The sequence below is a fragment of the Dongia soli genome, from assembly GCF_034044715.1.
GTDB classification, from domain to species: Bacteria; Pseudomonadota; Alphaproteobacteria; order Dongiales; family Dongiaceae; genus Dongia_B; species Dongia_B soli.
In genome coordinates this window covers 111,366-136,887 of record NZ_JAXCLW010000002.1, presented here as the reverse complement: position 1 = coordinate 136,887, position 25,522 = coordinate 111,366, and the positions used below count along the sequence as shown (strand labels likewise).

Annotated in this window: 20 protein-coding genes; 13 read left to right on the top strand and 7 right to left on the bottom strand. The window is 57.7% G+C overall.

Going from position 1 to position 25,522, the window contains the following annotated elements; all coding sequences use genetic code 11:
* Positions 1 to 17: 17 nt before the first annotated feature.
* From SMD27_RS07215 to SMD27_RS07200, 4 genes are all read right to left on the bottom strand, one after another.
* Positions 18 to 383, bottom strand: coding sequence for a response regulator (locus SMD27_RS07215; RefSeq protein WP_320507696.1), 366 nt, complete (start codon positions 381 to 383; stop codon positions 18 to 20).
* 78 nt (positions 384 to 461) lie between these two features.
* Complete coding sequence (locus tag SMD27_RS07210; RefSeq protein ID WP_379990287.1) at positions 462 to 968, bottom strand: chemotaxis protein CheW; 507 nt, start codon at positions 966 to 968, stop codon at positions 462 to 464.
* Entirely contained in the window at positions 965 to 4,060 is a 3,096-nt protein-coding gene (locus SMD27_RS07205) for a hybrid sensor histidine kinase/response regulator (protein WP_320507695.1), read from the bottom strand. Before SMD27_RS07205 ends, SMD27_RS07210 begins: the two co-directional genes overlap by 4 nt.
* 139 nt (positions 4,061 to 4,199) lie before the next feature.
* A complete protein-coding gene (locus SMD27_RS07200) occupies positions 4,200 to 4,832 on the bottom strand; it encodes a histidine phosphotransferase family protein (protein ID WP_320507694.1) in 633 nt (210 codons plus the stop codon).
* Positions 4,833 to 5,100: 268 nt separating this feature from the next.
* On the opposite strand from SMD27_RS07200, the gene SMD27_RS07195 reads away from it, so the two are divergent.
* From SMD27_RS07195 to SMD27_RS07185, 3 genes are read left to right on the top strand one after another with little or no spacing between them, the layout of a single operon-like run.
* On the top strand, positions 5,101 to 5,988 hold the full coding sequence (locus tag SMD27_RS07195; RefSeq protein ID WP_320507693.1) for an ImuA family protein: 888 nt from the start codon (positions 5,101 to 5,103) through the stop codon (positions 5,986 to 5,988).
* The gene (locus SMD27_RS07190; RefSeq protein WP_320508638.1) at positions 5,891 to 7,483 is read left to right on the top strand and encodes a Y-family DNA polymerase; all 1,593 of its coding nucleotides are present in this window, start codon (positions 5,891 to 5,893) and stop codon (positions 7,481 to 7,483) included. Before SMD27_RS07195 ends, SMD27_RS07190 begins: the two co-directional genes overlap by 98 nt.
* Positions 7,484 to 7,497: 14 nt before the next feature.
* The gene (locus SMD27_RS07185; protein WP_320507692.1) at positions 7,498 to 10,638 is read left to right on the top strand and encodes an error-prone DNA polymerase; all 3,141 of its coding nucleotides are present in this window, start codon (positions 7,498 to 7,500) and stop codon (positions 10,636 to 10,638) included.
* Between the two features lie 87 nt (positions 10,639 to 10,725).
* On the opposite strand, the gene SMD27_RS07180 is transcribed toward SMD27_RS07185, so the two are convergent.
* Both SMD27_RS07180 and SMD27_RS07175 read right to left on the bottom strand, forming a co-directional pair.
* Positions 10,726 to 11,586, bottom strand: a complete 861-nt coding sequence (locus tag SMD27_RS07180; RefSeq protein WP_320507691.1) for an alpha/beta fold hydrolase — start codon at positions 11,584 to 11,586, stop codon at positions 10,726 to 10,728.
* Between the two features lie 110 nt (positions 11,587 to 11,696).
* Positions 11,697 to 12,335 (bottom strand): peroxiredoxin, encoded by a 639-nt coding sequence (locus SMD27_RS07175; protein ID WP_320507690.1) that lies wholly within the window; start codon positions 12,333 to 12,335, stop codon positions 11,697 to 11,699.
* Between the two features lie 717 nt (positions 12,336 to 13,052).
* Here SMD27_RS07175 and SMD27_RS07170 point away from each other — a divergent pair.
* Positions 13,053 to 14,360: a hemolysin family protein gene (locus SMD27_RS07170; RefSeq protein ID WP_320507689.1), complete on the top strand. Its 1,308-nt coding sequence runs from the start codon at positions 13,053 to 13,055 to the stop codon at positions 14,358 to 14,360.
* A 610-nt stretch (positions 14,361 to 14,970) separates the two neighbouring features.
* On the opposite strand, the gene SMD27_RS07165 is transcribed toward SMD27_RS07170, so the two are convergent.
* Complete coding sequence (locus SMD27_RS07165) at positions 14,971 to 15,276, bottom strand: DUF1488 family protein (RefSeq protein ID WP_320507688.1); 306 nt, start codon at positions 15,274 to 15,276, stop codon at positions 14,971 to 14,973.
* A gap of 211 nt (positions 15,277 to 15,487) precedes the next feature.
* On the opposite strand from SMD27_RS07165, the gene SMD27_RS07160 reads away from it, so the two are divergent.
* The 9 genes from SMD27_RS07160 (at position 15,488) to SMD27_RS07120 (ending at position 25,250) form a co-directional block, all read left to right on the top strand.
* Positions 15,488 to 16,363: an NAD(P)-dependent oxidoreductase gene (locus tag SMD27_RS07160; RefSeq protein ID WP_320507687.1), complete on the top strand. Its 876-nt coding sequence runs from the start codon at positions 15,488 to 15,490 to the stop codon at positions 16,361 to 16,363.
* Between the two features lie 119 nt (positions 16,364 to 16,482).
* Entirely contained in the window at positions 16,483 to 17,481 is a 999-nt protein-coding gene (locus SMD27_RS07155; protein WP_320507686.1) for an autoinducer 2 ABC transporter substrate-binding protein, read from the top strand.
* A gap of 109 nt (positions 17,482 to 17,590) precedes the next feature.
* On the top strand, positions 17,591 to 19,087 hold the full coding sequence (locus tag SMD27_RS07150; protein WP_320507685.1) for a sugar ABC transporter ATP-binding protein: 1,497 nt from the start codon (positions 17,591 to 17,593) through the stop codon (positions 19,085 to 19,087).
* 15 nt (positions 19,088 to 19,102) lie between these two features.
* The gene (locus tag SMD27_RS07145) at positions 19,103 to 20,101 is read left to right on the top strand and encodes an ABC transporter permease (protein ID WP_320507684.1); all 999 of its coding nucleotides are present in this window, start codon (positions 19,103 to 19,105) and stop codon (positions 20,099 to 20,101) included.
* A gap of 16 nt (positions 20,102 to 20,117) precedes the next feature.
* Positions 20,118 to 21,158 carry an ABC transporter permease gene (locus SMD27_RS07140; protein ID WP_320507683.1) on the top strand — a complete coding sequence of 347 codons (1,041 nt, stop codon included), beginning with the start codon at positions 20,118 to 20,120 and terminating at the stop codon, positions 21,156 to 21,158.
* Between the two features lie 16 nt (positions 21,159 to 21,174).
* On the top strand, positions 21,175 to 22,173 hold the full coding sequence (locus SMD27_RS07135) for a dihydroxyacetone kinase subunit DhaK (protein WP_320507682.1): 999 nt from the start codon (positions 21,175 to 21,177) through the stop codon (positions 22,171 to 22,173).
* Positions 22,174 to 22,175: 2 nt separating this feature from the next.
* Positions 22,176 to 22,781: a dihydroxyacetone kinase subunit L gene (locus SMD27_RS07130; protein ID WP_320507681.1), complete on the top strand. Its 606-nt coding sequence runs from the start codon at positions 22,176 to 22,178 to the stop codon at positions 22,779 to 22,781.
* 84 nt (positions 22,782 to 22,865) lie between these two features.
* Complete coding sequence (locus SMD27_RS07125) at positions 22,866 to 23,612, top strand: FadR/GntR family transcriptional regulator (protein WP_320507680.1); 747 nt, start codon at positions 22,866 to 22,868, stop codon at positions 23,610 to 23,612.
* A gap of 54 nt (positions 23,613 to 23,666) precedes the next feature.
* A complete protein-coding gene (locus tag SMD27_RS07120) occupies positions 23,667 to 25,250 on the top strand; it encodes a ribulokinase (RefSeq protein WP_320507679.1) in 1,584 nt (527 codons plus the stop codon).
* Positions 25,251 to 25,522: the final 272 nt, after the last annotated feature.

Here is a 25,522-nt window from a genome sequence, read left to right as displayed (position 1 = left end):
CCTAGCTCAGCGCGCAATCATATCAGGCCGACTTGGCTGAACTTGGATTCGATGATTTCGCTGTCAAAGGGTTTCATGATGTATTCGTTGGCCCCCGCCCCGATCGCCTCTTGTATATGCTGAATGTCGTTTTCGGTTGTACAGAAGACGACGATCGGCATTTGCCCGCCGGACATCTTGCGCAGATGCCGCAAAAATTCAATCCCGCTCATGACCGGCATGTTCCAGTCAAGCAAGATAGCATCCGGCATTTTCTGCTGGCAGAAATCCATGGCCGTTTTGCCATTTTCTGCCTCCTGGATCTGGAAATTCAGCCCTTCGAGTATTTTGCGCGCGACCATGCGCACGACTTTGGAGTCATCCACCACCAAGCACGACTTCATCTCAGCGCTCCACCCACTGTGTTTCTTGTTGATCGTTTAAAACGATCATGCAGGCAGTATTTCTGTTGCCATCGTTACTCAAGCCGCATCGACCCGGCCGCTGAAATTCAGCAACGAGGCAACGCTGAGAACGACCAGCAGGGAGCCGTTCAAGCGATAGATACCATCCGAGAATTCACGCAGGCGCGGATTCAGTGTTGGCGGATTGCGCTGGTAATCCTTGACGTTGAGACTGAGCACCTCGCCGACCGAATCGACCAGCAGGCTGTAAAGCTCGCCGTCATGCTCAACCACAACCGACATCGACGCCTTGGCGTTTTCCCGCCGTTCGAGCCCCAAGCGCAGACGCACATCGATGGCTGTCACGATCCGGCCACGCAGATTGAGCGATCCGGCAACTTCGGGTGGCGCCAGCGGCACGCGCGTGATCGTCTGTTGCCCCAGGACATCCTGCACTTTGAGGACGGGAATGCCGAAAAGCTGATCGGCAATCGACATGGTTACGTAGTCGCGATAATCGCTTGAGCCGATCGCCAGCGTATCCGACTGATCGTCGGCTTTGCCGCTTCCACTGGAAATGCTCATGCGGCACCTCTGATCTCAGACAAAGTTTCATTCAATGTATGCACCAGGCCGTCGCGGTCATATTTGGCGACATAGTCGTCGAAGCCGGCCTGACGCCCCTTTGCGACTTCCTTCGGATTGGCATGAGACGACAAGGCGATGATCGGCGTTCCCTGCCACGGACCGGCCTTCTTCACCGTCTCGCAGAACTCAAAACCGGTCATGCCCGGCATTTCGATATCGCTGACGATGATATCGAAGGTCTCTCCCTGCTCGCAGAGCGCCAAAGCCCGGTCGGGACTGTCGACCGACGTTACCTGGAAGCCAGCGGCCGAGAGCTGCGGCGCCAGGAGATGGCGGAAGAAGGCGCTGTCATCCACCAGCAGCAGGCGGCGCCCCCGGCCGGCAGTATCTTCTTCACGTGAGCCGAACCAATCACCGAAGGCCTGCGACAGATAATAGCCGGTGTCGATGATTTCCGTCGCATGGCCGGCAATCACTGCGCTGCCGATCCGGCCCGGCGTCGCTGCGCTGAGTTCGACATTGAGCCGGGCTTCGACGATATCGACGATATTGTCGACCATCAGGCCCATGCTGTGTTCGCGATCTGAGAAGACCAGCACAGGCTGGCGGCCGGGCTCGGTAGAGATTTCCTGATAGGCATCCATCGCCACCAGCGGCATCAACTGGCCGCGATACTGGACGACCCAGCGGCCGTTGGAATTTTCGATGGTGGCGCGGTCCAGTTCTTCCAACCGGGCAACCAGGGCCAGCGGCACCGCCTTCGGCGCGCCATCTCCAGCCTTGAAGAGCAGCAGCGGTACCACTTCCTCGCTGACGCTGCGAGCGCGCTTGGACATGCTTTCCGCCGAGGTGCTATCGCCCATACCCATCTGGCCGCTATGAGCGGCGATGCCGTTGGGATCGAGGATCATGATGACGCTGCCATCGCCGAGGATGGTGTTGCCCGAGAACATCTCGATATCACGCAGGATCGGCGCGACCGGCTTGACGACAATTTCTTCGGTATCGAAGACGCGGTCGACCATGATGCCGAAGCTGTAAGTGCCAACCTGGGTGACGACGATGAAGGTATCTTCATCGGCCTTCGCCTCGCTGTCGTCGAGCCGCAGAAGTTCGCGCAAAGAGACCAGCGGCAGCAGCCGGTTGCGCAAGCGCAAGACCGGCGTATCCTTGATCTTCTCCACTTTCAACTCGCCACTGCTGGTCGCGCGTACCAGTTCGACGACGCTGATCTGGGGGATAGCGAAACGCTCGCCGCTGCATTCGACGATCAAGGCCGAAACGATGGCCAGGGTCAGGGGAATCTTGATGATAAAGGTCGTGCCCTTGCCTTCCGTCGAGCGCATCTCGACGGTGCCGCCGATCTTCTCGATATTGGTCTTCACCACATCCATGCCGACGCCACGGCCGGACACGCTGGTGACCTTGGCGGCGGTCGAGAAACCGGGCTTGAAGATGAACTGCTGGATCTGCTGATCCGTCATCGATTCCAGCTCGGCTTCCGAGGCCAGACCGTTCTGCACCGCCTTGGCTTTGATCTTCGCCAGGGAAAGGCCCCGACCGTCATCGCTGATTTCAATGATGATATGGCCGCCTTCATGATAGGCGTTCAGCGTAACCTTGCCGGTTTCCGGCTTGCCGGCGCGGCGCCGCTCTTCCGGCGTTTCAAGACCGTGATCGGCGGAATTACGCACCATATGGGTCAGCGGATCCTTGATCATCTCAAGGACCTGCCGGTCCAGTTCGGTTTCCTGGCCGATCATGACCAGATCGACCTTTTTCTTCAGTTCGTGGCTGAGATCGCGAATGAGACGCGGCAGCTTCGACCAGGCATTGCCGATCGGCTGCATACGCGTTTTCATGACGCCTTCCTGCAATTCCGATGTCACGTGGTTCAAGCGCTGCAGCGGCGCAGCGAACTCGCTGTCCTTGTGCTTGCGCAGGATCTGCAGGACCTGGTTGCGGGTCAGCACTAACTCGCTGACCATGGTCATCAGGTTTTCCAGGAGGTCGACATTGACGCGGATGGTCTGGTTGGCCACCGCGGAATCCTTGTTGTCCCCGCCTTCCCCTGCCGGCTTTGCTTGTTTATCCGTCTTCGCATCGGTCTTCACCGATTCGACGAGCTGCTGCAATTCAGCGACCGGGTTAATCGCTACCGGCTCGACTGGAGCGGCTAGGGCTGCAGGCGTTTGGTGCAGCGACGTGATTCCTTCGCTGGGGGCAACGCGGCCGACAACCTCATCGCGGGTCGAGAAGACCATGCCCATGATCATGGCCGAGATGGTCGCCGGGACTTCCAATGTGTTCAGTGCGGCCTGGATATGGCCGGCGAAAGCGTCGAATTGCGCGTCATTGAAACCCATGGCGCAGAGACGGGCATGCGCCGCCTTGAGATCGGTTTCGTTGAAGCCATCGGGACCGCCGGCGATCTTCGCGACATAATCGCGGGTACGCCCCTGAAGATGATCGATATTGATGGTGTCGAAGAATTTTTTCAGCCGCAAGTCGCCCATGACGCGGTTGAACAGGACCTCGACCATCGCATCGATCGTGCCCATGCCGCCGATCTGTTCGTAAATGCTGGCTTCACTGGTCTTGCCTGGACGCAGCGATTGCAAGGAGACAACCGCACCACCGGCCGGCGTTGCCGGTGTCGCAACCGGAGCCGGCGGAGCGGCCGGAGCCGGAACGGCAGCAGGCGCGGCCGATGCGCCATCAGCAAAGGCGTTGAGCCGCTTGATCAGACCGCTATCGTCACCTTGAGGTTCGCTGCCAGTTGCTTCCAGATCGCCCATGATGGAGCGGATCCGGTCCAGGCATTCCAGGATCAGCGACACGGCTTCCGGGGTGACTTCCAACTCGCCGTCGCGCACCTTGCCGAGCACATTCTCGCCTGCATGCGCGACTGATTCCAGCCGCGGCAAGCCGAGGAAGCCGCACGTACCCTTCACCGTATGTACCAGGCGAAAGATATTACTCAGTAATTCCATGTCGTTAGGGTTTTGCTCGAGCTTGACCAACTCGACGTCCAGAACCGCAAGGTTCTCAAAGGTTTCGGTCAAAAATTCGCTGAGCAGATCATCCATGGCAAAAGGATCCCGTTATCGGCTTACGATAGCCGGCATGCCTTCTGCGGACCTCCGGCTGAGTTTGGCCAGGGTTACAAAAAAGGATTAATTTAACGTGAACCTATGTGGTAGCGGGCGGCGTGAAGGCCGCCGCATCTCACGCAGAAATTGATAGCGTGAACTGGCCAATCTGCGGAGTTTCGGCATGGCAGACAAGGCCCAGGCGGCGCGCTAGGAAGGCCGTGAAATACGGCAGAACGGTGTGGGCGGAGAGTTCCTCCACCAGGCTGCGCAAATGAAGTGCTTGCAGGATCTCGTCATGGGCAGCGATCTGGGCGCCAGTGCTGGTCAGGAGCAGGTTGGGCGCCGACTGTCCCGGCAGCAGGCGCAAGAGGACCGTCCCGCCGCGCGGCAAAGTATCGGCGGCAACCACCACCGCCGCCAATATGAGTTTTCCATAGCCTTCCGGCAGAACGGGACTGGCGCCGGCCAAATCGGCCTCCAGGGCAACTTTGCCACCCTGCAAAGATTCGAAGGCCATTTGCACCGCTTCTCGCGGACCGAAACTTGTCTGATTTCCCGCATTGCCGAACAGGCTGCGATAAAGCTGGAGCAAGATGCTTGCACGTCGGGCGCTACGCTGGGCCAAGGCCAGGGCTTCCGCCTGCAAAGCGTGGTCCTGTTCCTCTTCCATCAGCTCCAGACCGTTATTCACAGCGCCGATCGGGCTGATCAGGTCATGGCAGATTTTCGAAGCAGCCAGTTCAAGGACTCGCAGATCGATTTCCATACCGCTTCGCCCTTTCCTTACCTGCAGCCAGTTCGCTTCTATAGGCATTCTCCCTGGTAAAAGTATATGAATTCTTACCGAGGGGCAGGAGCATTAACGAAGTCGAGATGATGACAGCCATCTGACCTGCTGCGAGCTAGCCTGCCTAGAAGCAGATGGATAAGGCCTTCACGGCTCGCTTTGATCTAAAAGTGGTTACATTTCAACAAGATATATAGAGCCTATCCACCACTTGACTCTCACGCCAAAATAAGAACAAAAATAGAACATGAAGGCAGATCAAGTAACACCCGCCATTCAGCAGAATGGCAAGATCGAGATGCTTCGCCGCCAGCTTGCCCAGCTGACATCGGGCGGGACGGCGGCGTTGCGTAGCGACCAGCTTATACCGCTCGGCCTTCCGGCGGTGGACTGGCATCTCGGCGGCGGCTTGCCGCGTGATGCCTTGCATGAAGTTGCCGGGAGCGGCCTTGATCAGGAGCAAGCCGTTCTGCCCGCTTTCTTTGCCGCCACTTTGTTGCGGCGACGCACCATCGACGGCGTCTGTCTCTGGGTTGCGTCCCATCAGGATCTTTACGGCATTGGGCTTCAGGCTTACGGAATCGATCCGAGCGATTTGCTGCTGGTGACGACACGTAGCGATCAGGAAACCCTCTGGGTAATGGAGGAAGCCGTCAGGGCAGCCGGCATCGCGACGGTCATTGGCGAAATCGACGACCTCGACCTGACCTCCAGCCGGCGCCTGCAACTGGCTGCTGAAAGCCATGGCTGCACAGTTCTGGCCTTGCGGCGCGGACGCCGTGCCGAAACCACCCGTCGGCACCAGGCCCCCATTGCCGCCGCGACGCGCTGGCGGATACATCCGCTGCCGAGCTTTTCCGCCGCGCCACGTCCAGGTCTTGGTTCCCCCTGCTGGCGTCTCGACCTCTGGCGGCAGCGCAACGGCCCGGCCGGTTCCTGGACCATCACCTTGCACGAACAGGAGCTGCATCATGTCGAACAACCGGCAAGATCCGATCCTCCCGCCGTCACCGCAGGCGACGCTATCGCAGCGACTTCTGCCTCGGCGCTACCTCTCTCTCTGGCTACCGCATTGGGCAACCGATCGCTGGCAACTCCATCAAACCCGGCAAAAAACTATCGGGCAACCGGCTGAGCTGCAGCTTAAGCCTCATCCTGCCGTCGCCATCGCCAGCAGCGGCGGGCGCCGGCTGATTATGGCCGCCAACGAAGCAGCCATGCGGGAGCAATTGACCCCGGGACTTTCTCTCGCGGATGCCTTGGCACGATATCCTGAACTGGTGCATTTCGAGGCCGATCCCGCAGACGATACGATGGCTTTGCGACGTCTTGCATTCTGGTGCCAGCGCTTTTCCCCATTGGTCGCCGTAGACGGCCTCGATGGCGTCATGATCGACATCACCGGCTGTGCCCATCTCTGGCAGGGAGAAGACAAGTTACGACAGGATCTTCTTGTCTCCCTGCGACGTCGCGGCTTTGTCTGCCGCGCCGGCATCGCCGATACCATCGGCGGCGCCTGGGCAGTCGCACGGTTTCAGGAACGATCCCCGATCGTCACGGCTCAAGAACACAAAGCTGCTTTAGCCGCCCTGCCGGTTGAGGGCTTGCGCGTTGACAGTGCCGTTGCGGAAGGCCTGAAGCGTCTCGGCCTGCGCTCTATCGGCGATCTCTATCCCCTGCCTCGCGCCGCTCTGGCAAAACGTTTCGGCCGGCTTCTGATCGACAGGCTCGACCAGGCATTGGGCGATCAGCCAGAACCCTTCAATGCTTTGCTGTCGCCCCCGGCCCATCGGGTCAGCCTGACTTTCGCCGAGCCAGTCGGGACCCCGGAAGATATCGACCGCGCTATGCATATCCTGGCGGAGCGGCTGTCGCAGGATCTTACCGAACAAGGTAGCGGCGCCCGGCGGGTGCGCCTGAGCTGCTACCGCCTGGATCATCAAACCAGTGAAATCGGCATCGGCCTTTCTTTGCCGACAGCGACCGCCAAACATCTCGTCGATCTTCTGGCAAAAAAGCTCGATCGCATCGATCCCGGCCCCGGTATCGAACAGATCATGCTGACGGCACAGCGCGTGGAGCCCCTCAGACAGTATCAGGCCGATCTGGAGAAGAACCGCGCCGGAACCCAATCGGCCATGGTCAATACGACCTTGGCTCCCTTGATCGACCGTCTCGCCAATCGGCTGGGGCCGGATCGCATCTTTCGCCTCGCTGCAGTGGAGAGTCATATCCCTGAGCGCGCCGTGGCAAAGGCAGATCCGCTTTCAATGACAAACAAACTGAACTGGAACATATCGGGGCGGATCAGGCCGATCCGCTTGCTGACTTATCCTGAACCGGTCGAGGTCATGGCGCCGGTTCCGGATGATCCGCCGATCCAGTTCCGCTGGCGCCATGTTTTGCATCGGGTGCTGGTGGCCGAAGGACCGGAACGAATAACCGATGAATGGTGGCGCCGGATCGGCATCACCGCCAATCAAAATGCGATTCAAGGTCATCAGAGTGACAATCTACGCGATTATTATCGCGTAGAGGACACGGAAGGACGACGCTTCTGGCTCTATCGCGCCGGACTTTATGATCCCGATCATGCGCCACGTTGGTTCATGCATGGCCTGTTCGCCTGAGGAATGCCTGGCCGATGTCTTATGTCGAGCTGCAAGTCACCACCAACTTTTCCTTCCTGGAGGGTGGTTCCCATGCCAAGGAACTGGTCAACCGCGCCATAGAGCTTGGTCATCCGGCAATCGCCGTCACCGACCGCAATAGCTTGGCCGGTATCGTCAGGGCTTATAGCGCCTGTAAAGACCGGCCGATAAAGCTGATCGTCGGTTGCCGCCTCGATTTCCAGGATGGCCGCAGCCTTCTTTGCTTTCCCCAGGACCGGTCGGCCTATGGCCGGCTTTGTGAATTGCTGACTTTAGGGCGGCGGCGCGCACCCAAAGGTGAATGCCATCTCAGCTACGAAGACTTCGTGGCGCATGGCCAAGGCCAGATCGCCGTCGCCCTTGTCCCGGGCGAGATCGCCCCGGACTTCAACCACTTTCTGATTCGCTTGCGTCATGATTTTCCCCAACGCGCCTATCTTGCCCTGAGCCATCTTTACCAGGGACAGGATAGCGGCCGGCTTTACGACCTCAGCCGCTTGGCAGCCGAGACCGGCCTGCCGATCGTTGCCACCAATGATGTGCTCTATCACATACCGGCGCGCAAGACGCTGCAGGATGTGCTCACCTGCATTCGTCACGGCTGCACCATGGAGGAAGCCGGTTTCCGACTGAGCGCCAATGGCGAACGTCATTTGAAACCGACCGAAGAAATGCAACGCCTGTTTCGCGATCATCCGGAGGCCATCGCCAATACCCTGCGGATTGCCGCTGCCTGCCAGTTCAGACTAGATGAGTTGAAATACGAATATCCAGATGAAGTTGTCGGCCCTGGCGAAACAGCGCAGCAAACGCTGGAGCGCCTGACCCTTGGAGGCGCCGCCAGACACTATCCGCAAGGTATTCCTGAAAAGGTTCGAAACCAGATCGATCATGAATTGAAGATCGTCGAGAAGCTGAATTACGCCCCCTATTTCCTCACCGTCGCCAGCATCGTTGCCTATGCGAAAGAACAGAAAATCCTGCATCAGGGGCGCGGTTCCGCCGCCAATTCGGTGATTTGCTATTGCCTCGACATCACTGCCGTCAATCCCGAGGAAAGCAACCTGCTTTTCGAACGTTTCATCAGCGAGGCGCGTAATGAGCCGCCGGATATCGATGTCGATTTCGAACATGAGCGCCGCGAAGAGGTCATCCAGCATATCTATCAAAAATACGGACGGCATCGGACAGGTATCGCCGCAACCGTGATCTGCTATCGATCGAGAGCTGCCATCCGTGACGTCGGCAAGGTCATGGGCCTGTCGATCGACACGATCAACGCTCTTTCCAACGCCATCTGGGGGTGGAGCAACAAAGGCGCCACCGATACCGAAATCCGCCAGGCCGGCCTGGACCCCAGCGAGCCGCGGCTGCGTGCCACGATCGAACTTGCCGGGGAACTGATCGGCTTTCCGCGCCATCTATCGCAGCATGTTGGCGGCTTCGTCATTAGCCGCGGCCCGCTTTCTTCGCTGGTGCCGATCGAAAATGCGGCGATGGAAAATCGCACCATCGTGCAGTGGGACAAGGACGACCTTGAGACTCTTTGCATGATGAAGGTCGATGTCCTGGCGCTCGGCATGTTGAGCTGCCTTAGGCGGGCTTTCGACATGCTCAAGCAACATTATGGCGTTGATCTTGAGCTGAGAACCATCCCGCAAAATGACTCGAAGGTCTATGACATGCTCTCACAGGCCGATACGATCGGCGTGTTCCAGGTCGAAAGCCGGGCGCAGATGAGCATGCTGCCACGGCTGAAACCACAGAATTATTACGACCTCGTCATCGAGGTGGCGATCGTTCGTCCAGGCCCCATCCAGGGCGATATGGTGCATCCCTATTTGAAGCGCCGCGCCGGATTGGAAGAGGTGAATTACGAAAATCCGGCCCTCGAAGAAGTTCTGAGGAAAACTTTGGGCATCCCGCTGTTCCAGGAACAGGCCATGCAGATCGCCATGGTGGCGGCAAATTTCACGGCGAATGAGGCTGATGAATTGCGGCGTTCCATGGCTACCTTCAAGAATGAAGGCAATGTGGCGAAATTCGAAGCGAAATTGGTCGAAGGCATGGTCCGGAATGGCTATAGCCGGGATTTTGCCATGCGCTGTTTCAGCCAGATCAAAGGGTTCGGCACTTATGGCTTTCCCGAGAGCCATGCCGCCAGCTTCGCGCTTCTCGTCTATGTTTCGGCTTGGATCAAATATCATTATCCCGACGTCTTTGCCGCCTCCCTGCTCAACAGCCAGCCCATGGGCTTCTATGCCCCGGCACAGATCATCGGCGATGCGCAGAAACATGGCATCGAGATCTGGCCCCTCGATGTCAATCACAGTTCCTGGGACAATACGCTTGAGCCGAATGGCAATCGCCACGCCGTCCGCCTCGGCTTCCGGCAAGCGAAAGGGCTTCCTCAGAAAGCCATCGAAGAACAATTGCTGAAGCAACGTGGTGACGGTTATCGCCAGGTCGCCGATCTGACGCTGCGCGCCGGCCTTGAACCTTCCATCGTCGCCAAACTGGCGGAGGCAGATGCTTTTCGCTCCATCGATTTGGATCGACGCCAGGCACTCTGGTCGGTCATGGCGCTGGAACAAGATGACTTGCCGCTTTTCGCCGGTACCGATGCGCTTCCTGCTGATAGCGATCGATCCGTTTCATTGCCACTCATGCCTGTGTCACAGCATGTGATCGAAGATTATCGCGCCATGTCCTTGAGCCTGAAACAACATCCGATGGCTTTTCTGCGCAGCAAATTATCCGGCCGCGGCATCATCTCGACGAAAGAACTTGATGATGTGAAATCGGGAAGAATTGTCATGGTTGCCGGGCTGGTCCTGGTGCGGCAGCGTCCCGGGAGCGCCAGCGGAACCGTCTTTGTCACACTGGAAGACGAAATGGGTATCGTCAATCTCATCAACTGGCCCATGGTGTTCGAACAATATCGCGGCACCATCATGGGCGCCAAATTGCTGGCCTGCCGCGGACGGCTGCAACGTGAGGGCAGCGCACCGCATATCGTCACCCATGTCGTTGCCGAGAAGCTCTATGACCTGACCAACATGTTGGACAGCCTGCATGAACGATCTGCACCGCAGGGAGGCGGCCTCAATATTCGCAGCCGGGATTTTCACTGATCAGCGTTACCCTGTGATCTGCCAAAAAACTAAATTGGAGGCGATTAAGAAATAGTATGTCTGGCCCTTCTTCGCTCAATCTTTGGATTATTTTCCGGCGAGGAACAGCAGTAGTGTCTGATTGAAGAGTTGCGGATTTTGCCACATGGCGAAAAAACTGACATCGGGCAAAATCAGCAATCTGGCGGATGGAATCATTCGGGCCAAAGCTTCCGTATGTTCGCGCCGAATGGCTTCGTCGTGATCGCCGGCGGCAATGACGATAGGAAGAGAGATGCGATTAAGTTGCTCGGGCGAGAAGTTTGGCTCGCTTCCCCAAAACAGGCTGAGAAGCTGGAGAAATATTTCATATCCGTGAGGTTTCCCCGATAAGCGTTGATAATCGCGCCGCGCCAGGTCGATGTAGCGGACGAAATTGTCATTCTGATCGACATCAAGCCGATAACCAGATGGCTTATAATTGGCGCTGAAGATGAAGAGTCTACGCAGCCGCTCCGGATGCTGAATAGCGAGCTGTAAAGCCGTGTTGCCGCCATCGCTCCAGCCGATGATCGAGACTTTATCGATCTTCAGGAGATCGAGCAGGGCAATGACATCGGCCGCCAAAAGACGATAGCTGAAAAGCTTTCCATCGCGCGTGCTGCGCCCATGGCCGCGGGCGTCGATGACGATTACGCGATATTTTTTGGCAAGAGCCGGGACCTGATTACCCCAGTAATTCGCATTGCCGAGTGCGCCATGCAACAGCAAAACCGGCTCGCCTTGGCCAAACGTTTCGAAGTAAAGCTGGATGCCGTTAATCCAGGCATAGCCGCTGCTGGCAGGATCGGGCAGTGGCTTGGGCTCGGGCAGTTGCTGCCACGGCCGCTCCGTTGCCATCGCGACGGGCGGCAAGGACATGGCGCTGAATATCGATAACAGCATAAGCAATACCAGGAGGTTTCGCATCGTCGCGTACTCCTGTTCGCCTGGTATGAAACAAAAGTGGCATGTTCTAATGAACATGCCACTGGCAATCATGCGACTATCAACCGGTCGAACCCGTTAAATGTTGCATCCTATTTTAGATTCGGTTGCGGTGTGATGCGCAAATACGGCTTCACCGCCTTATAGCCTTTCGGGAAAGCCTTATCCGCTTCTTCGTTGCTCACCGAGGGAACGATGATGCAATCGTCGCCATGTTGCCAATTGACTGGTGTCGCGACTTTATATTGCGCCGTCAATTGCAGCGAATCCACGACCCGCAAAATCTCATCGAAATTGCGCCCGGTGCTGGCCGGATAAGTGATCATCAGCTTCACCTTCTTATCCGGTCCGATAACGAAGACGGAACGCACCGTCAACGTGTCATTCGCATTGGGATGAATCATCCCATAGAGATCAGACACCTTACGATCGGGATCGGCGAGAAGCGGGAAATTCAATTTTGTTCCCTGGGTCTCTTCGATATCGCCAACCCAGCCTTTGTGATCGGAGAGCGGATCAACGCTCAACCCAATGACCTTGACATTGCGCTTGTCGAATTCCGGCTTCAGTTTGGCGACTTCACCAAGTTCCGTGGTGCACACCGGCGTGAAATCCTTCGGGTGAGAAAAAAGGATGCCCCAGCTATCACCTAGCCATTGATGAAAACTGATCGGTCCGTCCGTCGATTCCTGGGTAAAGTCCGGTGCGATGTCACCAAGTCGAATACTCATGCTTCACTCCTTCCATAAAAGCCTGCCCCGAAGACCGACCGTCGATGTGCATCGTGTTTCTCGATTATGTCCGGCAAAAGGCTCCTGGGTAGCTCTGTCCGCCAGTCTCCACTTGAGACGGTCGTTTCAATGTAGAATAGACCCCGCTGCAGTTACCAGCAACAGCACGCGCGTTTGGGTCCAGTCCCCCTGCCCCAACTATGACGCCGGTCATCTTTTCACAGAGCGACGCATCGGCGCGATTTTTTCTTGGTCTGGCTCAGTCTTAACCGCTCCGTATTACCTTATATAAATTCCGCTCAAGCCGCTGATTTCGCCGGGCATATTTCGCCGTTATTCGGGTGGGGAAAAAGATATGTGAAGGATTTGTGCCCACGTCCGGTTGAAAAACGCCTGTCGATGCCTATATGGTCCAGTTCGTCGCCAATTTTGCAGGAGCCGGATCGGAATCCGGGTCGCATATGCCGGATCCTTCCGAGGGCCCAAGTATTAAGCGGAGCAGTTGTCATAGATCGGCTGCTCTGCGACCTTGGGCGGCCCTAACGCTGCGTCTCCTCCCGACCGCCGCTTCGTGCAAAACCACCGTGTTTCTAGCCCACTCCCTCCTTTCCGGACCTCGGCGCCACGCCTCGACGGGCAAGTCGCCGTGCCTCCTCCTTGCCTGGAAGCAGCCTATCGCTGTCGCCGGCAGCCCTTCATGCAACCTGGACTGCTGACATGCTCTACCTTGAGATTTTCATTGTCGTTCTTCTGACCGTCATTAACGGCCTTTTGGCCATGTCGGAACTGGCCGTCGTCTCCTCGCGGAAAGCGCGCTTGGACCACATGGCCGGCAGCGGCAATCGAGGCGCTCGTCTGGCTTTGCGTCTGATCGAGGATCCCAGCCGTTTTCTCTCAACCGTACAAATCGGCATTACGCTGGTCGGCATTTTTGCAGGTGCGTTCAGTGGCGCGACCTTGGCCACCCGCCTTGGCGATTGGCTGAACAGCTTCGCTTTGATTGCGCCGCATGGCGAAGAAGTCGGCGTCGTCATCGTGGTTATCGGCATTACCTACTTGTCCCTGATCGTCGGCGAGCTGGTGCCTAAACGAATTGCCATGTCCAACCCGGAGCGCGTGGCCACCGCCGTGGCGGCTCCGATGCAGGTATTGTCACGCCTGGCCGCCCCCGCTGTCTGGCTGCTCAAGAGCTCGACGGAACTAATACTCCGAAGCCTCGGCCTGGGAGGCAGCCAAGGCAGCGCAGTGACAGAAGAAGAAGTTAAATCCCTCATCGCCGAAGGCACGCAAACCGGCATCTTCATGCCGCAGGAACGCCGAATGCTGGAAGGTGTCATGCGGATGGCGGACCGTTCTGTTCGCGCGATCATGACGCCGCGCACAGAAATCGTTTGGATTGAGGCGGATACGGCTTTGCCCGATGCATTGAGAATCATTGAGGAAAGTAACTTTTCGCGCCTCCTGGTCTGCGAAAACTCCATCGATCAGGCTATTGGCGTTATTCATGCGAAAAATTTGGTCGCAGCGGCTTTACACGGCGAAAGCGTGTCGCTGCGCAATCGCATGATCAATGTATTGGCTATCCCCGACCGGACATCCATCCTGAAAGTGCTCGATCATTTCCGTCGCGAAAAAATTCATATTGCTGTCGTGGTTGACGAATACGGGACAACGGAAGGCATGGTGACCCTCACCGATGTGCTGGAATCTATTGCCGGCGATCTGCCGGAACACGGCGACGAACCGGAAGTTGACATGGTCCGCCGGAAGGACGGCTCCTGGCTGGTTGACGGTACAATTTCCATCGACGAATTCGAGGATCGGACTGGCCTGCGTGGCCTGCAGAATGGCGGCGACTTCCATACATTGGCCGGCTTCATGCTCCAGCATCTTGGTCACCTGCCAAAGGCCGGTGAAAGCTTTATTTTCCGCGATGCCCGTTTCGAAGTTATCGACATGGATGGGCGCCGGATCGATAAAATCCTTTACGTGCCGGCGGAAGACGCGGATGCCGGATATATATGACAGTGGCTCATCACTTCGTGCTGGTTAGGAAAGAACGAATCTTGCCATAGTAAGCGAGAATACTCACTTAATGGTAAGTATGAGTCAGTTGCTCGCCTATTAGACGGGGAGTTCTCATGAGACTGCCTATATTGCTTTCAGCTGCCTTGCTCGCGGTTGGGATAGCCTCGGCGGAGGCTCAGACCCAACAGGCGCAAGCACAGACCGAATCCACCGCTCCAGCCGTCAAAACATTTCCCCCAAAATCGGATTGCGATTTTCTGGGCGGCAGCGCCAGACAGCGTTGCATCGAACGGCGCGGTGCGGCGTCGCAAGAAAATCCGAAACCGTTGCCGACCGGCCCCAGCGCGAATGTCGTTACCCCAACTCTACCAAGCAGTGGCGGCAGCAATCCGAGTTTCAGTAATCAGGGCATGATCGGCGGACTCAACTCGATGTCCACCCTCCCGGATAGTGAACCCATGTCCGCCCCGCGCGGGAATACCTATAGTCCCAATTCCATTGGCAACCCCTGGGCTGGGACGCCCAATGCGAGCGGCACGGGCCTCATGCCTCGTTAGCAACTTACCGACAGAAGCTGCCACATCGGCAACGGAGACGTCGTCCCCCTTTACTCGTCCAGCATCGGAATGATGATCGGATCGATCGTACTGGGGGCCGTTCCTTGGCGCTCGTGATCTGCTTTGATGGCTTGCCAGAGGCTTGCCGCCTTTTCCTCAATTGCGTGTCGATGCTCGCTAAAAATCCGGCAATAGACCGCATCGTCAACTGCGTCTTCATCCAAGCCGGCGAGGTCTCTCAGAGCAACACCGGTAATCGCAAAAGTTAGCCGGACGTCATCCTCGTAGCCGAAAAACCGGACTGTCTCATTGCTGGCATCATACACGCCGTCTTGCGGATCGAAGCGAAGAGTCATCTTTCACCCTTTCCATGGCTTTCACAAATAAACGGCAAGCAAACTGATCGGTTCCGGCAACCGACGGCACGAAGCCCGGCGGCCCGTTCTTGACAATCAAAAATCACCATGCTCAAACTACTGGACTGGTGGATGGACCAGTTGTCAGACCGCTTCCAGCCGCGTACTCGATATCGAGACCGACAGGTGAGCCTTTGCGGGGAGCAAGCATTTGACAGACATCGCTTATATCGGCCTCGGCATCATGGGGCGCGGCATGGTCCGCAACCTTCTCTCAGCGGGCCATTCCGTTGCCATTTGGAACCGCACTCCGCGTGATCTGCCGCCGGAACTCGCTGCCGCGACGGTCGCGCCGAATATCCGGGTCGCCGTCCAGGGAAAGCCGGTGGTCTTCCTCTGCCTGACGGGTCCGGATGCGCAGCTCGCCATCCTCACAGGCGCTGAAGGCGTTTTTGCGGCGGCGGATAAGGGCGCCATTATCGCCGACGCCACGACAACAGACCCGCATCTGACAAAAGAACTGGCAGGCGAAGCGGCAAAGCACGGCTTGCGCTATCTCGATACCCCGGTCTTTGGCTCCAAGAATGAAGCCTGGGAAGGCAAGTTGGATTTCGTCTGTGGCGGCGACAAAGCAGCCTATGATGAAATTCGGCCATTGCTCGATGCAATGGCGGCATCGGTTCATTATCTCGGCACCACGTCGAACGGTGCCGCCGCCAAGCTGGTGGGCAATTTACTGGTTGCCGCTCAATTGTCCTCGCTCGGCGAAGCACTGGCCTTGGCTCGCAAATCGGGCCTCGATCCAGCAGCGCTGATGGGATATCTGGATGTCACGGATTTCTCTTCGCCGCTGATACGTGGTGTCGGCCGGGCCACGCTCGGCGACAATTTCGATCCGAGCTTTTATCTCAAACACATGCTCAAGGATGCCCGCCTGATTGGTGCTTATGCGCGATCGATCGGCGTCGCTCTGCCCGCCTCCTCGACTACGGCCGAGCTCTATCAGGCGGCTGTCAATAGGGGCCTGGGCGACCTGAATGCCTCGGCATTGCATAAGCTCCAGTTTGAAATGTCCGGCCTCGACTAAAGACTTGCGATAACTCGGCCGGCCATGGCGGGGCCGGTCGGAACGTGGCTTGCGATGGATCCGGGCGTGGAGCGTTCATTTGCAGCGGCCAGAAAACAACAATGAAAAGGATGGGAAGGATGAGCAGAAAGACCATGCTTCGCGGGGGAATGGCAGCATTGGCGATTGGCATGCTGGCCGCAATGGCAACGGCCCAAGCGCAGGATGCGAAGAAATATTCCATTGCAACCATTGTGAAGATCAGCGGCATTCAGTGGTTCAACCGCATGGAGGAAGGCGTCAAGAAATTTGCCGCCGATACCGGCAACAAGGCCTTCCAGGTCGGCCCCGCTAAGGCCGATGCTCAGCTTCAAGTCCAATTGGTCGAAGATATGATTGCCCAGGGCGTCGATGCCATCACCGTGGTTCCTTTCGCGCCGGAAGCGCTGGAGCCGGTGCTGAAGAAAGCGATGGATAAAGGCATCAAGGTCGTCTCCCACGAGGCGGCGGACATCAAAAATGTCGAATGGGATATCGAAGCCTTTTCAAATGCCGCCTATGGCGAGCATATCATGAAGGCGCTTGGCGAATGTATGGGCGGCAAGGGCGAATACGCCATTTTCGTCGGCAGCCTCACATCGAAGTCTCATAACCAGTGGGTCGATGCAGCCGTCGAGTATCAGAAGAAGAATTTCCCCGATATGAAACTGGTCGGATCGAAGAACGAGACCTTCGACGATCAGCAGAAAGCCTATGCCAAGACACAGGAATTACTGCGTGCCTTTCCAAATGTGCGCGGTTTCCAGGGCAGCGCATCGACCGATGTTGCCGGTATCGGGCTGGCCGTCGAGGAACGTGGCATGGCCGACAATACCTGCGTCATGGGTACCAGCCTGCCCTCTATCGCCAGCCAGTATCTCGATACCGGCGCTGTGGACATGATCACTTTCTGGGATCCGGCTTTGGCAGGCTATGCGATGGATAAAATAGCCGTCATGCTACTGGAAGGCAAAAAGCCTACGGACGGCATGGATCTAGGTATCCCCGGCTATGAGAAGGTCGCCATCGACGGCAAGGTCATCTATGGCAAGGCATGGGTCGACGTGACCAAGGAGAACGCCTCGCAATATCCTTTCTGAGGATCGAAACGGCCAAGCGCGCTGATCCGCCGGCTGCAATCCTCAAATGCAGATAGAACGAGGATTGCGGCCGCCTGATGTTGCATTTCCGCATTGAGGAGTGAACCGGATGACGGATGAAGGTCCCTCTCCCTTCATTTCCATCCAGCATATTTCGAAAGCCTTCGCGGGTGTCCAGGCTTTGTCCGATGTCGGCCTGCAGGTCAAGATGGGCGAAGCCGTCTGCCTTGCCGGCGAAAATGGCAGCGGGAAATCGACCTTGATCAAGATTCTCGCCGGCGTCGAAAAGCCGGATAGCGGCAGCATCGAGATTGACGGCAAATCGCACGCCTCGCTCAATCCCCGCAGTTCTGTCGCAGCGGGAATCCAAGTCATCTTTCAGGATTTTTCCCTCTTCCCCAATCTCTCGGTCGCGGAAAACATCGCCTTCAGCGCGGAATTGACCGCCCGCAAGAAATTGGTACGCAATGCCGAAATGCGTCGGATCGCGGCGGCGGTGCTGGACCGCATCGGTGTTCCAATCGATCTCAATGCCCGCGTTGAAACCCTTCCCGTTGCCGATAAGCAGCTCGTCGCTATCTGCCGCGCTTTGGTTTCACAGGCCCGGCTCATCATCATGGATGAACCCACGACCGCTTTGACCGATCGTGAAGTACGCGCCCTGCTCGCCATTATCCGGCGGCTCAAAGCCGAAGGAGTCGCTGTCCTTTTCGTCAGCCATAAACTGGCGGAAATCTTCGAGGTCTGCGAAAAGATCGTCGTGATCCGCAATGGCCGGCTGGTGGTAGATGGCGCCACCGCCGGCTTCAGCCTGGATTCCCTCGCGCATCATATGACCGGTCGCCATTTCATCAGAACAACCCCTGTCATCCCGGAGGCAAATCTGCCGGAGATCCTCGCTGTCAGAGGCCTGCGCCGCAATGGCTTGCTTGACGATATTTCTTTTTCACTGCGTGCCGGCGAAGTATTGGGGATCAGCGGATTGCTCGGCTCAGGCCGTACTGAATTGGCCAAGGCGTTGTTCGGCCTGATGGAGGTGGATGGCGGCGCAGTCGCGATCCAGGGCGTGCCGACCGTCATTCGGAATCCCGGCGATGCGATCGATGCCGGCATCGGCTATGTGCCGGAAGACCGCTTGACGGAAGGATTGTTCCTCTCGCAATCGATCGCGCGGAATATCGCCGTCAGCCGGCTCGACGATCATGCCGGAATGGGTGGCCTCATCGATCGGCAAGGCCTATCCGCCGAAATAGATGAGTGGCTGCACCGGTTGAAAGTTGTGGCCAGCCCCGATGCGCCGGTCAAATCACTTTCCGGCGGCAACCAGCAGCGTATCGTCCTTGCCCGCTGGCTGGCGAAATCACCGAAAATTCTCATTTTGAACGGGCCGACGGTGGGCGTGGATATCGGCTCCAAGGCTGATATCCACCAAGTCATCGCCGCATTGGCGGCCGCCGGAATCGGTGTGATCGTCATCTCCGATGACATCCCGGAGGTTCTGGCAACCTGCCACCGCATTCTCGTCATGAGGGGCGGACGCATCGTCGAAGAACTTGCCGGCGGCTCCGTAACCGAGAGCGATCTGGCACACCGGCTGGCATCATAGGCATAGGCAACACGCATGGTCCGAAAGCCGACAATCGATTTTTCACGAAACGAAACCCTGGTTGCCATCGTGGTCGTGCTATTCGTCGCCATGACCGCCATCGTCGATCACAATTTCCTATCACTGCCGACACTCTTCGATCTGCTGCGTGGCGCCATCGTCATGGGCATTTTTGCGATCGGCGTTCTCCTGGTGCTGATTTCCGGTGGCATCGATGTCAGCTTTACGGCCATCGCGGCTTTCGCCATGTACTCAACGACAAGCCTACTGGTTCACTTCAAGCTCGATATTCCCTGGCCCTTCGTGTTTTTGCTCTCCGTTGCCATTGGCGCAGGGCTCGGCCTTTTGAATGCACTCTTCATTGCCGGTTTCCGTTTGCCGACACTGATCGTGACACTCGGCACTTTGTCCATCATTCGGGGTTTCCTGCTGACCTTTATCGGCAGCCAGTTGATTTCCAACCTGCCGGCAAACCTGCGTGTATTTTCGCGCCTATTCATGATCAGGGGCACAACGGCCGACGGGTCTTTCTATTCGCTGCCCTGGGCTTTCGCCGCTTTGGTGATCGTTGTTGCCGTTACCTGGTTCCTGCTTTATCGCACCATGCTGGGACGAATGATCTTCGCTTTGGGCGGTTCTCTGGAAAGTGCGCGGAGAATTGGCATTAACGTGCAAGCAACACAGGTCTTCGTCTATGCCTTCGTCGGCGGCATTTCCGGCTTAGCTGGAATTATCCATGCGGCCATGGCCCGGGTGGCCAATCCTTTCGACATCGTTGGGTTGGAACTCTCCGTCATCGCCGCCGTGGTCTTGGGGGGTGCCCGTCTTTCGGGCGGATACGGTACGATCACTGGCGCCCTGCTCGGCGTCGCCCTGATTACCCTTATCAATAACAGCCTTATTCTTCTCGGCATCCCATCGACATGGCAGATGGTCGTGATCGGGATGCTAATTCTCCTTGGCACGGGTATCCCCGCCTATCAGACCAAGCGCGCCGCGCGCCGTGCCGGTTGAGTTCGAGGATTTGATCATGCAGACACCGACCGAAGCCCGCCAAACGTCATCGGACAATAGCGTGCTGTTGCGGTTGCTGCGGGCTGATAACAGTCGCTTGGCCGTCATTACCATCGTTATTTTCGTCATCATGACCCTTCTATCGCCCGAACGCTTCCTGTCGGCAGGCAACCTCAGCTCGATGGCTTTCCAGTTTCCTGAATTTGCCATCCTCTCGCTGGCGATGATGCTGGTCATGCTGACGGGGGGCATCGATCTTTCGGTTGTCGGCACTGCCAATCTCTCGGCCATCATCGCCGCACTGCTTTTAGCAGCGCTGGCCGGCACTGACGCGACAGGCGGCTTCGCCATCGCCGCCATCCTGTTGGCAATCATTGTCGCTATCATGGTCGGCCTCTCGGCCGGATTGCTCAATGGCGTCGCCATCGGTGCCTTCGGCCTGCCGCCGATCCTCGCCACATTGGGAACCGGACTTGTCTTCACCGGTCTCGGCGTCGCACTGACCGGCGGCAGCGCTGTCATCGGCTTTCCCGACGATTTTGCCGCCCTCGGCAATAGCGCCATTTTCGGCCTGCCCGTGCCGCTGCTGATCTTTGCCCTGCTGGCGGTGGCGATGACATTCATGTTAGACCGCACAAAATACGGCCTGCGCGTGCAACTCTTTGGCACCAATCCCCTAGCGGCCCGCTTTGCCGGTATCAACGATCTTGCCTTGACGATCAGAACCTATGTCATTTCGGGCGGGTTGGCATCGGTCGCCGGCCTTGTGATCATGAGCCGGGCCAATTCCGCGAAGGCGGATTACGGCTCCAGCTATCTTTTGCTGTCCATCCTGATCTGCGTCCTCGGCGGCATCAACCCTTATGGCGGTTTCGGCCGCGTTTCCGGCCTCGTCTTGGCCGTTCTCTCACTACAGTTCCTCTCAAGCGGCCTCAACATGCTGCAGGTATCGAATTTTGCCACCGAATTGATCTGGGGAGCATTGCTGCTGCTCGTCATGACCACGAACGGTCTGCGCCTCCGCCGCAAGGGACGCGGCTCCGCCTCCACCTCTTGAGACAGAAAGGCCCACCATGAAGAAGATTTTAAACGACCCCTATCGCTATGTGGACGAGCTTCTCCAGGGCATGGTCGAGGCGCATCCGGAATATTATCGACAGACGGGAGCGGGCGGCCGCGTTATCGCCCGGGCGAAGCCAATCCGGACCGGCAAGGTCGGCATCGTCAGCGGCGGTGGATCGGGCCATCTGCCGGTTTTCACCGGCTATGTCGGCCAGGGCCTGCTGGATGCCTGCGCGATCGGCGATGTCTTTGCATCTCCCTCGGTCGATCAGATGGCCGATGCGATCCGGGCAGCCAACGGCAATGCCGGCGTCCTTCGGCTTTATGGCAATTACGGCGGCGACATCATGAATTTCGACATGGCCGGCGATATGGCCGAAATGGAAGATATCCGAACCACAACGGTTATCCTCGCCGATGATGTCGCCTCGGCGCCGGAAGCGGAAGCTGCCAAGCGGCGCGGTGTGGCCGGCATGGTCTATGCTTTCAAAATCGCCGGCGCCGCAGCGGAAGCCGGGCTAGATCTCGAGGGCGTTACGCGGGTTGCCCAGGAGACTGCCGATGCTTGTCGTTCCGTGGGCGCTGCGCTCTCTCCCTGTGTCGTTCCCCAAGCCGGTAAGCCGACCTTCGAGATCGCCGAGACGGAAATGGAAATGGGCATGGGGATTCATGGCGAGCCGGGCGTCTGGCGTGGTCCGATCAAAAAGGCCGACGATATTGCCGAGGAAATGCTCGATATCATTCTGAAAGACCGCCCGATCGAAAAAGGCGACCGTCTTTCTCCCATGGTGAATTCGCTGGGCGCTACGCCGCCGGAAGAGCTCTATATCCTTTATCGCGCGGTCAAGAAGCGGATTGAATCGGCAGGCGGCACCATCAGCATGCCACTGGTCGGACGCTATGCCACCTCGATGGAGATGGCGGGCATTTCCTTTACCCTCTGCTGGCTCAATAAGGAACGGGAGGAATATCTCAAAGCTCCGGCTGAATGCGCATTCTGGAGGGTCTGATCATGTCGCTTGATCGTGCCACACTCATATTCGGCTTGCGCGCCATTGCCGATCACATGGAGGCGGTTGCCGACGAATTGAACACCGCCGATGGCAAGCTCGGCGATGGCGATCTCGGCATCACCATGGTGCGCGGCGGCCGCGAGGTCACGGCCATCCTGGACCAACTCCCGCCTGAGATCGGCGAAAGCCTGATGAAGGTCGCGCAAGCCTTTACCCGGATCTCGGGTTCCAGCTTCGGCACCTTGATCGCAACGGGCCTCATGTCGGCGGCGAAAGCCACGCGTGGCAGAGTCGACATTCCATGGTCCGAGATATCCGGCTTATTGGCGGGCGCGATGGATGCCATGCGTCTTCGTGGCAAGGCCGCTTTGGGCGACAAGACGATTCTTGACGCCTTGCAGGCCGCCGCCGAAGCGACCGCCGGCCTGGACGACCCCAAGGCAATCCTGTCTGCCGCGACGAAAGCCGCCACCGAGACAATGGACCGGTTTCGCGATCAGCAAGCCAAAATCGGCCGGGCCCGCATTTTTGGCGAAAAGAGCATCGGCCTGGATGATCCAGGCATGCTGGCTTTCCGCCACATGTTGGACGCATTAGCCGGTTGATTGCATAAAATGGTCAGGTACAAACAACGCTCTGGATAAATTTGGCACCTCGGCCAGCTTGGGTCCTTGGTGGGACAGGAACAGATGGAGCAGCGGTCACAGACCCGGATACCGGATATTCGGGCCGACATTTCCAAACGGACCATCCGCGAGATGATCAGCGATAAAATCGTTTCGCTGATCGCCTCCGGTGTCCTGCAGCTGGGCGACGAACTGCCCAGCGAGCGGGAGTTGGCCACCATTCTCTCCGTCAGCCGGGAGACTGTTCGCAGCGCCATCCAGCTGCTGGTGGGACGCGATATCGTCGAGGTTTCTCATGGGGCACGAACGCGGGTGAAGCGAATCGATGTCGCTACCGATACGATTGGCATGGCTGGCGCGAATGTCATCAATCGTTATGATCTGCGTTCGGTCCACGGTGCCCGGCAGCTTGTCGAGCTTCAGGTCGTTTCCGATGCCGCCGAGCACATCGATCGTCAGACCTTGGCATTCCTGCAGCTCTCATTGAAAAAACAGCGGGAATATGTCGACGACCCGGTTGGCTTTCTCATCTGCGACAAGGAGTTCCATTTCGCCATCTACCGCTGCGCGCCGAATCCGCTGTTAGTGGATCTCGTCAGCGACCTCTATAGTTATATGCTCGAACATCGCCGCATTGTCATGGCACAGCCTGGCGCCATCGCACGAAGCTATGGTGATCACCTGGTCATTTATGAAGCCCTCGCGAGCGGGGACCGAGCGGCCACTGCCGAAGCCTTCCGGCGGCATATCAACGAGATTTACCTGACCAGTATGCCGGTTATGGAACCAGAAAAAACGGATCACGCGTAAGACCCGCTGGCACGATCTGCCTCTTAATCAGTTACGGATGATTTCGGAGCGCATATGGCTCAGACATATATCATAGGTCTCGATTATGGGACGGAATCCGCACGGGGCGTTCTAATCGATGTCGAAACCGGCACGGCCGTTGCCAATCACGTTCACCGATATCGGCATGGCGTGATGACAACCGCTCTGCCCAATGGAGGCAAGCTTCAAGCCGATTGGGCTCTGCAACATGCACCGGATTATATCGAGGCGGGCGAAGCTCTGCTGACCTCGCTCGGTCGCGGCCGCAACATCTCGGCAATCGGCCTCGATTTCACAGCGAGCTCGCCTTTGCCGGCCAAGGCCGATGGCACGCCCCTCTCCACACTTCACCCGGAGGAACCGCATGCTTATGTGAAGCTGTGGAAGCATCATGCTGCTCAGGCCTGGGCTGACCGCATCAATGCTGGCAGTCACGATTTCCTGCGGCGTTATGGCAACAGGACATCCTGTGAATGGCTTCTGGCCAAGGCCGGGGAAATCGCCGATGAGGCGCCTGCGATTTGGCAGGAAGCCGATCGCTTCATCGAAGCGGGTGATTGGTTGGTCTGGCAATTGACCGGTCACGAGATCCGCAGCAAGTGCCAGGCGGGATATAAGGCGCATTATCAGGAGGTATCGGCCGGCGACAGCTTCGATGGCTATCCTGATAATATTGTCCCCGGCTTGGCCGATAAGCTATCGCCGCCCGAACCGATCGGCCGGCCGGCCGGTGGGCTGAGCAAGAGATGGCGTGAGCGAACAGGTATTGATGGCAAAGCAATTATCGCCGTCGCTGTCATCGATGCCCATGCGGTTCTGCCGGCAGTCGGCGCAACGACGGCCGGCACGGTGGTCGGCGCGCTTGGAACATCCGCCTGTCATCTCCTGCTCGATGACAAGCTCAATTACATCTCCGGTATCGATGGCGCCGTCTTTGATGGCGCGGTGCCGGGCTTATGGTGTTATGAGGCGGGACAAGCGGCGTTCGGCGATATGCTCGCATGGTTTGTGCGGAATTTCCCGCAAGGCAGCGATGAAGCGGCGAGTTTCGCCTATTACAATCAGGCCGCAGCAATCCTGCCGCTTGATGCCGCACGGCCAATTGCCTTGGATTGGTGGAATGGCTGTCGAACGCCCATCAGCGATCCGACACTCAGTGGCCTGCTGGTCGGTATGACCCTAAGAACCAGCGCAGTCGATATTTACAACTCGCTATTGGAGTCGCTGTGCTTCGGTGCGCGGCAAATTATCGAAAATTTCATCGCTGGCGGTTCTGCGGTCGATCACGTCATTCTGACAAGTGGTATTGCTGAACGGAACCCTCTGCTGATGCAGATGATGTCTGATATCCTCGGCCAGGAGGTTTCGGTCCCCAATATTGCACATGCAACGGCAACTGGTGCCGCCATACACGGGGCCGTTGCCGGCGGCGTCGTTGCCGATTTCAATGCTGGTGCCCGACGCTTCGGCAGCGGATCGAGCAAAGCCTATCGCCCGAACACCGCCACCACTGGTGTATATGAGGAACGCTATCAGCTTTATCGATCTTTAAGCTCCACATCAGAGATAACCGATGCGATGCACGCTCTCTCCAGGTACCACGCATTAGGGAAATAGCGACTGGGCCAGCTGACGGCGCTTGATCATTAAGGACAGATGCGAGGACCATGCCGCTTGAAGGTATTATGGCTTCAGGTAAACCGCGCATGAAAATTTCGCGCGGAATAACCGCCGCATCCGCGTGGCGCCTTAATTTGAAAGTCCGGCTAGTTAGCGGCGCAAGCAGACATAAAGAACGGCGGGATAGACCCGCCGTTCATAGGACAATATCGCCGAAGTGAGCTTAACCTTGATCGCCATCAATCCCGCTGGCGGCCTCGTTGCCCATC

Bases quoted from the DNA above. Each gene is read 5' to 3' on its own strand.
- SMD27_RS07215 (WP_320507696.1), bottom strand. From the start codon at position 383: ATGAAGTCGTGCTTGGTGGTGGATGACTCCAAAGTCGTGCGCATGGTC.
- SMD27_RS07210 (WP_379990287.1), bottom strand. From the start codon at position 968: ATGAGCATTTCCAGTGGAAGCGGCAAAGCCGACGATCAGTCGGATACG.
- SMD27_RS07205 (WP_320507695.1), bottom strand. From the start codon at position 4,060: ATGGATGATCTGCTCAGCGAATTTTTGACCGAAACCTTTGAGAACCTT.
- SMD27_RS07200 (WP_320507694.1), bottom strand. From the start codon at position 4,832: ATGGAAATCGATCTGCGAGTCCTTGAACTGGCTGCTTCGAAAATCTGC.
- SMD27_RS07195 (WP_320507693.1), top strand. From the start codon at position 5,101: ATGAAGGCAGATCAAGTAACACCCGCCATTCAGCAGAATGGCAAGATC.
- SMD27_RS07185 (WP_320507692.1), top strand. From the start codon at position 7,498: ATGTCTTATGTCGAGCTGCAAGTCACCACCAACTTTTCCTTCCTGGAG.
- SMD27_RS07180 (WP_320507691.1), bottom strand. From the start codon at position 11,586: ATGCGAAACCTCCTGGTATTGCTTATGCTGTTATCGATATTCAGCGCC.
- SMD27_RS07175 (WP_320507690.1), bottom strand. From the start codon at position 12,335: ATGAGTATTCGACTTGGTGACATCGCACCGGACTTTACCCAGGAATCG.
- SMD27_RS07170 (WP_320507689.1), top strand. From the start codon at position 13,053: ATGCTCTACCTTGAGATTTTCATTGTCGTTCTTCTGACCGTCATTAAC.
- SMD27_RS07165 (WP_320507688.1), bottom strand. From the start codon at position 15,276: ATGACTCTTCGCTTCGATCCGCAAGACGGCGTGTATGATGCCAGCAAT.
- SMD27_RS07155 (WP_320507686.1), top strand. From the start codon at position 16,483: ATGAGCAGAAAGACCATGCTTCGCGGGGGAATGGCAGCATTGGCGATT.
- SMD27_RS07150 (WP_320507685.1), top strand. From the start codon at position 17,591: ATGACGGATGAAGGTCCCTCTCCCTTCATTTCCATCCAGCATATTTCG.
- SMD27_RS07145 (WP_320507684.1), top strand. From the start codon at position 19,103: ATGGTCCGAAAGCCGACAATCGATTTTTCACGAAACGAAACCCTGGTT.
- SMD27_RS07140 (WP_320507683.1), top strand. From the start codon at position 20,118: ATGCAGACACCGACCGAAGCCCGCCAAACGTCATCGGACAATAGCGTG.
- SMD27_RS07135 (WP_320507682.1), top strand. From the start codon at position 21,175: ATGAAGAAGATTTTAAACGACCCCTATCGCTATGTGGACGAGCTTCTC.
- SMD27_RS07130 (WP_320507681.1), top strand. From the start codon at position 22,176: ATGTCGCTTGATCGTGCCACACTCATATTCGGCTTGCGCGCCATTGCC.
- SMD27_RS07125 (WP_320507680.1), top strand. From the start codon at position 22,866: ATGGAGCAGCGGTCACAGACCCGGATACCGGATATTCGGGCCGACATT.
- SMD27_RS07120 (WP_320507679.1), top strand. From the start codon at position 23,667: ATGGCTCAGACATATATCATAGGTCTCGATTATGGGACGGAATCCGCA.